The sequence below is a fragment of the Candidatus Symbiopectobacterium endolongispinus genome (assembly GCF_018777385.1).
Taxonomy (GTDB): domain Bacteria; phylum Pseudomonadota; class Gammaproteobacteria; order Enterobacterales; family Enterobacteriaceae; genus Symbiopectobacterium; species Symbiopectobacterium endolongispinus.
On record NZ_JAFJYB010000001.1, the window covers coordinates 615791 to 629198 of the forward strand.

At 51.4% G+C, this 13408-nt stretch carries 4 protein-coding genes and 7 pseudogenes; 3 read left to right on the forward strand and 8 right to left on the reverse strand.

The window, feature by feature from the left end; all coding sequences use genetic code 11:
* Positions 1-27 precede the first annotated feature (27 nt).
* Together JZM30_RS03160 and JZM30_RS24260 are read right to left on the reverse strand one after the other, a co-directional pair.
* Positions 28-960 (reverse strand): leucine-rich repeat domain-containing protein, encoded by a 933-nt coding sequence (locus JZM30_RS03160; protein ID WP_252317545.1) that lies wholly within the window; start codon positions 958-960, stop codon positions 28-30.
* A gap of 588 nt (positions 961-1548) precedes the next feature.
* Positions 1549-1878 (reverse strand): leucine-rich repeat domain-containing protein, encoded by a 330-nt coding sequence (locus tag JZM30_RS24260; RefSeq protein ID WP_367115840.1) that lies wholly within the window; start codon positions 1876-1878, stop codon positions 1549-1551.
* 232 nt (positions 1879-2110) lie between these two features.
* On the opposite strand from JZM30_RS24260, the gene JZM30_RS03165 reads away from it, so the two are divergent.
* Positions 2111-2365 (forward strand): hypothetical protein, encoded by a 255-nt coding sequence (locus JZM30_RS03165; protein WP_252317981.1) that lies wholly within the window; start codon positions 2111-2113, stop codon positions 2363-2365.
* 72 nt (positions 2366-2437) lie between these two features.
* Here the strand turns inward: JZM30_RS03165 and dsbB are convergent, their stop codons facing one another.
* Both dsbB and nhaB read right to left on the reverse strand, forming a co-directional pair.
* Positions 2438-2968: a disulfide bond formation protein DsbB gene (gene dsbB / locus JZM30_RS03170; protein ID WP_252317547.1), complete on the reverse strand. Its 531-nt coding sequence runs from the start codon at positions 2966-2968 to the stop codon at positions 2438-2440.
* A 220-nt stretch (positions 2969-3188) separates the two neighbouring features.
* Positions 3189-4726, reverse strand: a pseudogene (gene nhaB / locus JZM30_RS03175) (sodium/proton antiporter NhaB).
* A 231-nt stretch (positions 4727-4957) separates the two neighbouring features.
* On the opposite strand from nhaB, the pseudogene fadR reads away from it, so the two are divergent.
* Positions 4958-5676: pseudogene (gene fadR, locus JZM30_RS03180) on the forward strand (fatty acid metabolism transcriptional regulator FadR).
* A gap of 52 nt (positions 5677-5728) precedes the next feature.
* On the opposite strand, the pseudogene JZM30_RS03185 reads toward fadR, so the two are convergent.
* Positions 5729-7270 (reverse strand): annotated as a pseudogene (locus JZM30_RS03185) (SpoVR family protein).
* A gap of 282 nt (positions 7271-7552) precedes the next feature.
* Here JZM30_RS03185 and JZM30_RS03190 point away from each other — a divergent pair.
* Positions 7553-8701 (forward strand): annotated as a pseudogene (locus JZM30_RS03190) (D-amino acid dehydrogenase).
* Positions 8702-8725: 24 nt separating this feature from the next.
* Here JZM30_RS03190 and JZM30_RS03195 read toward each other — a convergent pair.
* From JZM30_RS03195 to JZM30_RS03205, 3 pseudogenes are all read right to left on the reverse strand, one after another.
* Positions 8726-9899: pseudogene (locus JZM30_RS03195) on the reverse strand (multidrug effflux MFS transporter).
* A gap of 233 nt (positions 9900-10132) precedes the next feature.
* Positions 10133-11885, reverse strand: a pseudogene (locus JZM30_RS03200) (ABC transporter permease subunit).
* Positions 11882-13396 (reverse strand): annotated as a pseudogene (locus JZM30_RS03205) (ABC transporter substrate-binding protein). The pseudogenes JZM30_RS03200 and JZM30_RS03205 overlap by 4 nt, the downstream one beginning before the upstream one ends.
* Between the last annotated feature and the right edge of the window lie 12 nt (positions 13397-13408).

Genomic DNA, 13408 nt, shown 5'->3' on the forward strand with positions numbered 1-13408 from the left:
TGTAGAACGGTTATTAAAGGAAAAATACTATTCAAGTCTGTGCGTGCTCATACATAAAAAATCAAATAAATATATAGCAGTTGGGGTCGTGTAGAACACGTTGTAATTTCTGTGTCGTTTGTTCGTTGAGCTGGTTTTTTCAATATGGATTACCGTATTTCTCGGTAGCCATGTAATGCATGCTGGTAATGTTTGTAAGTTGTTATTACTCAAATCCAAATATTTGATACTTCTTGGTAAATCGTCAGGTAAAGTGGTTAATTCATTGTGTCCGAGGTTAAAGTATTGAATGGAATCAGGGAAATCACAGGATCTTGATTTCAGTTTGTTATTGTTTAAATTTAGATGCTGAGAAAATTTTGGTATTTCATCAGGTATTACATCAATTTTATTGTTGCTTAGATCTATGTGGTGAAGGTTGGCAGGAAGAATTCTAACCTCACCTTCTATCTGATTGTAACTAACGTCTAGCCGTGTAATCGACAACGGTAAGTTTTCTGGAAACGCTTTTAGGCTGTTACCCGACAAAATCAAGTCAGATAGGTTTTCAGGGAAATGATTGGGTAGACGATAGATTTCATTATTACAAGCATGCAGGTGCCGAAGGTTTGTTGGTAAGTGGTCAGGTAACCAGGCAATTTTATTATTATCTAAGGTAAGCATTGTAATGTGTTCAGGGAGAATATCGGGCATTGAGCTGAGGTTAAGGTTGCTTAAGTCAAGGGCGTTAGCGTTTCTTTCCAAACAATCTTGCATTCTTACCACCGCAATGTCCCTTTGTTCCCCTTTTCCTTGTGCGGCACCTTTCTCCCATGCTGACCAAATGGTATTGTACTGGTTTTTGCTAGGCGGACTTGATGTAATTTGAGATATGTGACCTGTATAAGTGGGATCAATAGACTGGGTGGGGTCTGATTGTAAAACCGAATGTTGGGGATTACTGTTACTGGCTGGTATCATGATTTACTCTACTATCTAAGGTAGTTAAAGGTGTTATTCAAAGAAAGTAAAATATTGCTAATTTTTATTTTTTAATAAAAAACTTAGGGCCGATAAAGTTGGCTTTGTTGATGACTTTATTCAGTTTTAGTATGGTTTTTACAGATAAAGGATTTTGGTTGAGATGAATCTCTGTGTCTTTAGATATGCCAAAAATATTTTTTTGGCAGCGATTCTAACCAATTGTTTTTTTAAATTTATATACTGAATAGATGTCGGCAATTTTTTTGGTGATTTTACTATTTCATTATCATTTAATGAGATGTGTTTTATGGAGTGCGGTAAGGGTGCTGATAAACCTCTTAATGCATTTCCACTTAAATCTAAATACACTAGGGAAGTGGGCACGCTGCTAACTTGACCTTCCATTCCGTTATCACTGATATCCAATTTTGATATATAGGGTGGTAGGTTTTGTGGAAATTATTTTATGGTATTATTAGCTAAGAAAAGCTCGGGTAGCGTCTCAGGGATATTTCTAGGTAACGTGGTCAGTTTATTGTTATGTACATATAGTTTGTGAAGATTTTTTGGTAAGTTTTCAGGTAACTAATGAATTTTGTTACTGTCTAAATGTAACTCCGAAATGTGCTCGGGAATAAAATCTGGTAGCGAACTGAGGTTGAGTTTACTTAAGTTAAGGGAGACAGAATTTCTTTCCAAACAATCTTGCAGTCTTGCCACTGCGATATCTCTTTTTTCTCCTTCACCATGTGGGGAACTTTTCTCCCATGCTGTCCAAACAGCATGATATTCTTCAGGATTATTAGGTGATGTTGTAGTTTGAGTGGATACGCTTGAATGTGTGGTAGGCATCACTGGTGCTGTGTTTATTAACGCTGCTGAACATGAATAGTTGTCATCTTTTATAGTAAACATATTAATTACTCTTTTAAGTGAATTATTTTTATTATGTTCTCCTATAAAGGGAATACATGATATCAAATAATAGAAATTACGGTGTTAGGTGTACGTGCTGCCGCCTACCCTGAATCGACGTGACTGTGCGCGCTAATGCAGCCAGTGTAGCAATTTATCCTAGTAAACTTGCTGGTATGCGCGAGCGTTAACTACATTTTCAGTTTATGTGATTAACGGTGAGTGAGGCGTGATGCTTTGGTTAGAACAAGGGTTATATCTACGAATTCATGAGTTGGACAACGGCCCTCGACCGCTACCGCTGCAAAGCGGATTTTCGGTGGGGACGGTGTACCGTGTGCTGGGGTGCTTTAATCCTTCTGAAACCTCAGATGCCTATTACATACTGGCAAACGATCGCGATGAAATATGGTTTATTTGCAATCGGCATGTACGCGTTGTGGCGTTGGACCTCAGGTATCCGCTAGACCTCTTGCTTTACCACTGAGGTCGCAGACGGTCGACGAGATCTTAGGCTATTGTATTGCCAGATGGCGCAGGCCATCTGGCAACGACAGGATTAGCGGCTAAACAGATCGCGACGTTTAGGCTTGAATGGCTGGGCAATCAGCACCAGTACCCCCATCACCAGAAACGCACCGAAAATGACCAGCATCCACTGCGGCATGACCAGTGACAGGAACTGCCATTGGCGCTCGGCACAGTCACCAGAGGCGACGAAGACGGAGGGCAGCCATTTGTCCAGCGGCAGCCATGACGGGAAGTTGACAAAGAAATCACACACGGCAAACGGTGAAGGATGCAGCATGAGATTGGTGTGCTCCCAGGCGAGCTTTAATCCTTCGACAGCGCTGTAGATCCACAGGAAAATTGCTGGATAGCGCAGCAGCGTCGCGGGGGCGATAGCACCAAGCAACCCGGCTCCCATCACGCCGAACAGTGCGCTGCGCTGGTAAATACAGAGCACACAAGGTTTGAGCAACATGGCGTGCTGAAAATAAAGCGCGACCAATTCAAAGACAAACGCCGTCAAAGCCATTAACAGCCAGGCACCGCGCCCACGTGAGCAGCGGTTAAGAAATCGCAACATAACGAATATTCCATGCTAAAAAAATGATCGATTTGGCGGCAAAGACGGTACAGGCAATGCCGCCATAATTTCACTGAGCAAAACGTAACAATCTATTTATTTGATACTCTATTTATATATCATTTCTGCGATTGCCATCCTTTGACAGATCGCACGCTACGGCTAAGCGTTGTAACCCGTTCACTATACACGATAGTTGTGCGTAGCGATGCGTCTGTGTTTACAGTTTTGGTAGCGCTATCCACTGCCATTCAGTAAGCAGTTCTGTTGCAGGCACTAATGCGAATGCAACGCACAGCCAGCCTACCAGCGTCATCACTATCGTATAGGGCAGTGCCATAACCACCATTTTGCCATAAGAAAGTCGAATGAGCGGGGCCAGGGCCGAAGTCAGCAAAAAGAGAAAGGCGGCCTGTCCATTGGGTGTTGCGACTGAAGGCAGGTTAGTACCGGTATTGATCGCTACCGCCAACAACTCAAACTGCTCCTGTGAGATGCGGCCTTGTACAAAGGCCTGATGCGCTTCGTTGATATAAATAGAGCCAACGAACACATTGTCAGAAATAGAAGAGAGCAGGCCGTTAAACAGATAAAACAGCGTAAGCTGGTTTTGCGCCGACCCCTGAAGCACAAACTGAATCAGCGGTGTGAATAGTTGCTGGTCAATAATCACCGCGACGATGGCAAAGAACACGTTAAGCAGTGCCGTAAAAGGCATCGCATCCTGAAAGGCTTTGCCAATGGCATGTTCTTCGGTGATGCCGCAAAACGAAGTAACCAGAATAATAACGCTCAGCCCGATTAAACCCACTTCCGCCAGATGAAACGCCAAGGCTGCAATCAACCAGATGCCAATAACGCCCTGAATCCATAGCATAACGCGTTCTTGCGGTGCTCGTTCGGCACTAGTCTTACGTTCATAATCCCCCAGTACCTGACGCACAGTGTCCGGCAGTGTGGCACCGTAGCCGCAAATTTTACACGCTCTACCAGAATGCAGGCAGCAATACCGCACAGGAATACTGGGGCGGTAACCGCAGACATACGCAAGAAAAAGCTGGCAAAATCCCAGCCAGCAATTTTGGCAATAATCAGGTTTTGTGGTTCACCCACCATGGTCATCACGCCGCCGAGGGCAGTGCCCACGCCCGCGTGCATCAACAGACTGCGTAGAAAGGCGCGAAATTGTTCCAACGTTTGTGCATGCTCATTGGTGATGGCCCCGGCCTGTTGATCCAGCCCGGTAATGTACCGGTGGTAAATATCGTAAAACCCGGTGGCGACGCCAATCACCACAGCAATGACGGTCAAGGCATCCAGAAAAGCCGACAGAAATGCGGCAGCTAGACAGAAGGCGAGCGAAAGCACCGTCTTGGATTGGATACGCAGCAACAGTCGCGTGAACACGAACAGCAGCAGCGGTTTCATAAAGTAGATACCCGCAACCATAAACATCAGCAGCGTGATGACGGGAATATTGCGAGAAACTTCATGCCAGATCTGCTCTGGACTTGTCATGCCGATAAACACCGCTTGCAGAGCCAGTAACCCGCCAGGTTGAAGCGGGTAGCATTTCAGGGCCATGCCCAAAGTGAAAATAAACTCGGCGACAAGTAACCAGCCCGCTAAAAAAGGACTTACACAAAAAAACACCAGAGGATTGAGGATGAGGAAACCCAGCAGGGTTAATTTATACCAACCGGGGCATTGCCCCAGAAAATTATTTTGCAGTGCGCGTCTTATCGATATGTCCGTCATTTTCTTTGCTGTTCCCTTATTGTCTAACGGTGTGAAATCTGATTTACCGTTCACTGACGGTAAACGACGTGGTCAATACTAAGCCCAATGCGGTGACTTTTAAATAAATCAGCTTGTGAAGTGTCACAGTTTCTGTCGGAATTCTGTTTTTGTCTCCCTGCCACGCTATGTGATAGCGGACTGCTCTGGTATGATGAGTCCGCTTTTATATCGCAATGGAACATCACACACATGGTTATCAAGGCGCAAAGTCCTGCTGGATTCGCGGAAGAATATATTATCGAAAGTATTTGGAATAATCGTTTTCCTCCCGGTTCTATCTTACCTGCGGAACGTGAATTATCGGAACTGATCGGGGTAATCCGAACCACGTTACGCGAGGTGTTACAGCGCCTGGCACGTGATGGCTGGCTGACGATTCAGCACGGTAAGCCCACGAAAATTAATAATTTTTGGGAAATATCAGGGCTGAATATCCTGGAAACGCGGGCAAGACTCGATCATGACAGCGTGCCGCAACTGATTGATAATCTGCTGGCTGTGCGCACCAACATTGCTGCGATCTTTATTCGTACCGCCCTGCGTCAACACCCTGATAAGAGTCAGGAGGTATTAATACAGCGTGCCAGTGTCGAAGACAACGCCGATGCCTTTACGCAACTGGATTATGCTATTTTCCGCGGATTGGCGTTTGTTTCTGGCAACCCGATTTATGGATTAATCCTTAACGGGCTAAAAGGGCTGTATATGCTGGTTGGGCGTTATTACTTCTCCAACCCGGAAGCGCGTAAGCTGGCTATTGATTTTTATGCTCGTCTGGAAACCATCGCGAAAGAATGGCAACACGAACGCGTGATGGATGCCGTGCGTACCTACGGAAAAGAGAGCGGCGCTATCTGGCACAGCATGCAAAACAGATCCCGCGCGATATTGCTGAGGTTCGTCGCTAATTAACGCCGCCACGTGTCGCGCACTGTGTGAGCGCGACACGTGACACGGGCTTCAGTTGACACCTGGATTACGCGGCGGACAGCGTTCAACCAACTCTACGCTGCCATCTGCATTCTGTTGTTCCAGATAAACATCAAATCCTCACAGTCGGTGTACATGTTTCATCACATCGTGGCTGCTCTTGTCGAGCGGTGCGCAGTGATGAGGAACATAGCGCAGCGTCAGCGAACGGTTACCGCGCAGATCCACATTCCAGACCTGAATATTGGGTTCCTGATTGCTGAGGTTATACTGCGCGGACAGCTCCTGACGGATCATCCGGTAGCACTCCTCATCGTGGATCGCGGCAATTTCCAGATAATTGTTATGGTCATCATCCAGCACGGTAAATAGCCGGAAATCGCGCATCACCTTGGGTGACAAAAACTGACTGATAAAGCTTTCATCCTTGAAGTTCTGCATGGCGAAATGCAGGGTTTCCAGCCAGTCCTTGCCTGCTATATCAGGGAATCAGTAGCGGTCCTCCTCCGTTGGTGTCTGGCAAATACGCTTGATATCCTGAAACATGGCGAACCCGAGCGCGTAAAGGTTAATGCCATTGTAATACGGGCTGTTGTACGGAGGCTGATAGACCACATTGGTGTGGCTGTGCAGGAACTCCATCATAAAGCGCTCGGTCACTTTTCCTTCATCGTAGAGATGATTGAGAATGGTGTAGTGCCAAAATGTTGCCCAGCCCTCGTTCATGATCTGAGCCTGCTTTTTTGGGTAAAAATATTGGCTGACTTTACGTACAATGCGCAGTACTTCGCGCTGCCAGGGTTCCAGTAACGGCGCATTCTTCTCCATAAAATAGAGAATATTTTCCTGCGGCTCGCGTTGGAAACGACGCGCCGCTTCGAGCGAAACCTCGGGATCGCGGCGTGGCAGGGGGCGCCATAGTTCATTGACCTGACTTTGCAAATAGGCCTCACGGCTTTTCTGACGCAGTTTTTCCTCTTCCAGCGAAATCTTTTGCGGGCGTTTGTAGCGGTCGACGCCGTAATTCATCAGCGCATGGCAGGAATCAAGCAGTTGCTCGACCTCTTCTACGCCATAGCGCTCTTAGCATTGGGCGATGTATTGACGGGCAAAAATCAAGTAGTCAACGATGGAGCTTGCATCGGTCCAACTTCGAAACAAATAGTTACCTTTAAAAAAGGAGTTGTGACCATAACAGGCGTGCGCCATCACTAAGGCTTGCATGGTGATGGTGTTTTCTTCCATCAGATATGCGATACAGGGATCGGAGTTGATGACGATCTCATAGGCTAACCCTTGCTGACCGTGCTTATAGCGCTGTTCGGTTTCGATAAACCGCTTACCAAAAGACCAATGGGAGTAATTGATGGGCATGCCGATGCTCGAATAGGCATCCATCATTTGCTCAGAGGTGATGACCTCGATTTGATGTGGGTAGGTTTCGAGGCGATAATGCTTCGCCACCCGATCAATCTCCTCAAGGTAGGTTTGCAGCAAATCGAACGTCCAGTCTGGTCCATTATTCAAAGGTGTCTCAGCTTGCGGTACTCGAGTCTTTGTTTTTGTCACCATCAGCGCGCCCCCCACAGTGCCTTCTACACGCTTTCGTGCAGACTCTATTAATCGTAGCCCACTCTGATAAAAGTGCCGTGAAAACCAGTGTTTGGCAGAAAAGATTGCGGCGAAAACAGCAGCATAAAACGGCACTTCATCCGCGTAATAATAGATAAATAGTATGTTAGCCAAGCGTGACAACGGTAAATCACATGTTACATTAGCTTTTTATTTTGGGTAGTGGCGATTCAGGCAGCATATTGCACCGCAAACGGCGAATTATCACGGAGATAAGTCAACATGCGGGTTGTAATTTTAGGCAGTGGCGTTATTGGCGTCAGCACGGCGTGGTATTTGTGTCAGGCGGAGCATGACGTCACGGCCATTGACCGGCAGCCTGCACCGGCCTTGGAAACCAGTGCGGGCAACGCTGGGCAAATTCCCCCCGGTTATTCCGCACCTTGGGCCGCGCCCGGCATCCCCTTGAAAGCCATAAAGTGGCTGTTCCAGCGCCATGCGCCGTTAGCCATCCGGCCCGATTGCTCCAGTGACTAGTCGCGTTGGATGTGGCAGATGCTGATGAACTGCGATTACGCGCATTATCAGGTCAACAAAGCACGTATGGTGCGCTTGGCAGAATACAGCCGCGACATTGCAGTTCTGCGTGATGCTGGCGTGCCGTACCAGTTGTTGACCTCGCAGGAACTGGCGACCGTGGAGCCTGTGCTCGCTTCGGTGGCGCATAAGCTCAGCGGCGGGCTGCGTTTACCACATTATGAAACTGGTGACTGCCAACTGTTTACTCAGCGTCTCGCTGAAATCGCACAGGCGGCGGGTGTGGCTTTTCGCTTTGGCGAATCAGTCGAGCAATTGCAGGTGGCTGGCGATCGCATCACGGCGGTGCGCTGTAATGGGCAAACGATAACCGCGGATGCCTATGTGGTAGCCTGCGGTTCCTACTCGACGGCGTTGGTACGCCAGTGGATGCACCTGCCGGCCTATCCCCTGAAAGGCTATTCATTAACGCTGCCGCTTGCCAACGAAGCCGCAGCACCGGTTTCAACGGTACTTGATGAGACGTATAAAGTGGCCGTGACGCGCTTCGATCGTCGTATTCGTGTTGGGGGCATGGCAGAAATCGTCGGTTTTGACACAGCCCTCAACACTAAACGCCGAGAAACGTTGGAAATGGTGGTTCGCGATCTTTACCATGACGCGGGGCCGGTAGAGCAGGCGACGTTTTGGACGGGGTTGCGCACGATGACACTGGATGGCACGCCGCTGGTAGGCCGTTCACCGCTCGCTAATCTTTATCTTAATACAGGACACGGTACCTTAGGCTGGACGATGGCGTGCGGTTCAGGGCAACTGCTGGCGGATATCATGTCTGGTAAGACGCCTGACATTGCCCATGACGATTTGTCGATATTTCGTTACGCCAGCGCGTAAATCCATCGGGTTATCGCGCTGCGATCAACTGAGCGCCGTAATCGTGCCGCGCGTCTTTGCGCTTAAACGCTGGGCGCGCAGCGCCAACAGCGTCGCGCACAGCATGGCAAGCGCCAGCGTGCTCTGTGGTGAGAGGGGAAGCGCCATCACCGCCAGCCCAACACACGCGCCGCCTGCCATTTGCACGAATCCTACCAGCGCCGATGCCGTACCCGCTTCATTCGCATAAGGTTCCAGTGCATAGCTGGTGGCTGGGCCGATGGCAAACGCCAGGCCAGCAAACGCCACCACCACCGGAGCCATAAAGATCCACCAATGCTCCTGTAGCGCCTCTGGCAGCCACAGGATGATAGTGCACAGCAACAAAAAAACTGCTGCCAATCAATATTACGCTGAGCGTCAGGCAAGCGGGACGGCCAATTTTCACGATCGCGCGCGTTGCCAGAAGGCTCATTGCCATCACCCAAAAGCCGTTTGCGCCGAACACCAGTGAGAACTGTAACGGTGACAAACCGCCATGTACCATCAAGACCACTGATGCCACTGACAGATAGGTCAGGGCCATCCCCATAATGCACGCATTGCAGCCAGCAAAGCCGATGAAGCGAGGGGTAAAAAGGATTCGCGCATATTGTTTGATGGGCAAACCTGGCAGGCGCAGGGTGTCAGCCGGGCTGGTTTCTGGCAGATAGCGCAGGGCGAGCAACAGGACAAGGCTGGCATACAGCGTCAGAAACCAGAAGCAACAGCAAGCCGCCAAAAAAACGGGGCCAGAGCGGGCACGATATTCAACGTACCGTTAAAAAAGCCGAAAGTGCGTGCGGCATCATCACCGTTTAACCGGTCACGCACAGCGCTAAACACCACCACGGCGGTACAACCACACGGCAACGCTTTGCAGTACGCGGGAAGCAATAAACACCGTCCCACTGGTCGCCAGCGCTGCCGTGATGGCACCCACAATGTAAATCACGGTTCCGACCAGTGCCATTGGGCGGCGTCCTATGCGGTCAACCAATGGGCCAGCCACCAGTTGTCCCCATCCCATGATGATGATAAACAACGAAATGGTTGATTGAATGGTCGCCTTATCGCTGTTCAGACCTTGTGAGATGGCAGGGATCACCGGAAGGTAAAGATCGATGGCTAATGGGCCGAGCAGCACTAACATAAATAACAACAGCACAAATCTTTGTATGGTCATGGCAAGGTGAATTCCGTTCCCTGGCAAGTGAATGAATAACGTAGTGCTTGCCTTTGGTCATCGTCAGGAAAGGCGGGTTGCATAACCACACTGTAGCGAATGGCACGACACAACGGGCGTGCTTTACTACGATAGAAGCGTTTTTTGGTGTTTTGCGGCGATCCGGCGGCTTACGCTGTGGGGATCGTCGTGCCACGTCCACAGACGGTTGGTCTGCTCAGTTATTTTTAGTGACGCTGCCACTTTAAACCTTTTGCACTGTGAGTCATTTGCCCCAATGAGACTGCCAATATTGCCAGCAGCATCAGCGTAGTAACAGGGGCCAGTACCGCCCAGGGGGCGCGTTCAATATAAGGCATGCCTTCAGCGACAATCCGCCCCCATTCATGGTACGGCGGTTGTTGTCCCAATCCGAGAAAACCTAACGTCGTCAATGCCAGTGTGATACCGGGAAAACGCACCAAGGCGTGACGCGTGACGGGGCCAACCAGTGCAGGCAGCACATAGCCCGTGAAACGATGCCAGCGCCCAACCCCCAGCAGTGGGGTTATGCGCACGTAAGGGCGCGCAAGTATCTCTTCAACCAGTGCGGCAGTATGCGCTGCCAGCGGTGCCCAACTTACCAGCATCACCGCCAGTGCCGCACCATAGGTAGAGGGCCCGGTCAGGGCGACAACGATAAGGCCCGCCATCATCGGCGGTAGCGCATTGGCTATTTCCATCGGACCAATAAACAGGCGCGGGAAAAGCCCAAACAGAATACCTAGAAGCAAACAGGCAGCGCTGACGCCGGTGGCGGTGATAAGCGTAGCAAACGCACCGTGCGCCACGCGTGCCAACAGATCGCGCCCGGTGGCATCTGCGCCCAACGGCAACGCGAGGCTGGTGGGTTGTAAGCGGAGAAAATCAGAGGCCAGCGGATCGCGGGTCAGTCCGACAGTGATCAGCAGCACCAACGCCAGTGCAATCGTCATTGGGAAGGCATAATGCGGACGACTGGTTGGGCTGATGGTTGGGCTGATGGTTGGGCTGATGGTTGGGGTGGGCAAGGATCCGCTGCGCAGAGCGCGTCCCAGTATCAACTGGCGGAATAGGTTGCCAAGGGTACCGCTCAGCGTTGCAATTAACAGTAACAGCAGAACGCAGCATTGCAGGGCGGGCAGATCCTGTGCGGCTGAGGCCCCAAGCGTGGCGCGACCCAAACCGGGGATAGCAAAGATCTTTTCTACCGCCACTGCACCCCCTGTCAGTCCTACGGTGATCAAGCCAATCTGTGGCAGTAACGCAGGCAGCGCGCGCCGCAGAACCGCAATGGCGCAATCAAATTGGCTTACGCCTGCCACGCGCCAGGTGATAAGCCACGGCTTGGCGAAGGTGCTGCGCAGTGCATCCGCCAGTAAGCGTGCCAGTAATCCCCCTGCGGGCAGCCCCAACGAGAGCGCAGGCAGCACCACATGATATACGCCATGCCAGCCAGACTGCTCCGGTCAGCAGCAGGGACGCCAGCAAATATTCTGGCAGGGTAGTGAACGCCATCGCACAAGCCCCGTGGCTGTTATTCATCTTACCACTCAGCCCATTGCGCAGCGTGGAAACGCACAGCAGCGTAGCAACCAGTATGGCCAGCGTTAAGGCCGCCCCCATCAGCGTCAGCGATACGCCGACCGCGTCTAACATGGCGGGTAATACCGGCTTGCCAGAGATCCAGGAGTGCCCGGCATCCCCCTGTAATATACCGCGCCACCACTGCCACAACAGCACTATAGGGCCTTGGTCGAGACCGAGTTGGCTGCGAATAGCTTGCAACGCCTCGGGCGTTGCCTCTTGTTCGGCGGATTTGGCGCGCAGTACGCTGAGTGCGGGATCGCTGCCGGAAAGCCACGGCAACAAGCCAATGAGCGCGATGACCGCAAAGGCGCTCACGGCACGGGATATCAGCGGAGTGATAACCGCTCCGAAGCGTAAGGGAGATGCGATCATGGTTGGTGCATCAGCCTGGTGATGTGTGTTTGTGGTGTAACCAGCATCCGTTCGCGCGGATCGCGTGCTGCCTGACGTACACCAGTCGCTTCGCCCTGAATCACCCGTTCGTGCAGCAAGGGGATCGCCGCATCCGTGGCGATAATACGCTGTTCGGCTGCCATGATTGTCTTACGCCGCGCTTCTCCGGCTGGTATAGCGGCAGCGGTGAGCAACGCCTCATCGACAGCAGGATCGCACAGTTGTGAGAGGTTAAACGACCCTTTGCAACTGAAATCGCTGTAGAGATAAGCCACCGGATCGCCGGAATCCAGCACCGTGGCGCGCGACAGGATAAAGGCATCGAACTTTCCGGCTAACGCATCGGCTTCAATTTGGGCGTATTCGCGCACTTCTTGCTGAACGGTAAACCCGGCTGCGGTTAACTGTTGTGCCAGATAAACGGCAACTTCCGGTAGCTCCGCACGATCGCTGAAGGTCGCCAGTTTGATAACCTCTCCCTGCGGATGGCGTGCAGGGGTCGGCTGGTCTACCGCATGGCGCAGCGGCGCAGCCCAACGCAGCGCCGGACCAAGCAAGCCGTGGGCAATATCCGCCCGGTTCTCATACACGTTCTTTACCAGCACGTCCCGTTGAACGGCATCTCGCACAGCAGCACGCAGTCCGGCATCACGCAGTGGGCCAAGGCGGGTGTTGAGATATAGGGTATTAGTGCGTGGCATAGGCACCTCATGGATTAGCGCTGGATCGATCAAGGGTGCTTGCGCGACCGGCACGGCCTCCACAATATCCGCGCTGCCGCTTCACAGCGCTGCGGCGCGGGCTGTTCCATCTGGAACGAAATCAACATCAAGACCTGAAGCTTGCGCAGGCGTGCCCCAGTAGCCGTCAAAGCGCTCAAGGGTAGCGTGGCTGGTGCCCTGAACGGCGGTTAACACGAAGGGGCCACTACAGTGGCGGATCGGGTCAACGCGGCCTTCGTGATACGCATTGGGTGAGAGGATAGCCAGTTGTGGGCTGGATAGCCGCTGGGGCAACAAGGGGTCAGGGGTGGCGGTAGTTACCCGCACCGCGTGGTCTCCATCAGCACTGATGTGCAACGTAACACCATCCAGAATAAGCGGTTTGGGCGCGGCACGCGTCGCAGTGCTGAGTGCATTGACCACGGCGGCCGCTGTTAGCGGTTCACCGTCGTGGAAACGCACATCGGGACGCAGGGTGAAGCGCCAGGTGGTGTCGTTTATCGACTGCCAGGCCGTCGCCAGGGCTGGCTGTGCATCACCGTTTTCATCCAGCACGATCAGCGTTTCGCTGGTGCTCCACCTCGAAAGCTTAAAGGCGTCATCGCTGAGGGGAGTCAAACCCGTACGGAGAGGTTGCAGCATCGCGATGCGAATACGATCGCTGGCAACTTCCGTTGCTGTTTTCTCTTCGCTGCCAAAGCAGCCAGTAAGCCCGGTACTGCCAACGATCAGCAGTAAAGGAAAAATTCGACGATAGACTAACAACATAACAGCGTCCTT

Coding starts and splice junctions, on each gene's coding strand:
- JZM30_RS03160 (WP_252317545.1), bottom strand. CDS start 960: ATGATACCAGCCAGTAACAGTAATCCCCAACATTCGGTTTTACAATCA.
- JZM30_RS24260 (WP_367115840.1), bottom strand. CDS start 1,878: ATGTTTACTATAAAAGATGACAACTATTCATGTTCAGCAGCGTTAATA.
- JZM30_RS03165 (WP_252317981.1), top strand. CDS start 2,111: ATGCTTTGGTTAGAACAAGGGTTATATCTACGAATTCATGAGTTGGAC.
- dsbB (WP_252317547.1), bottom strand. CDS start 2,968: ATGTTGCGATTTCTTAACCGCTGCTCACGTGGGCGCGGTGCCTGGCTG.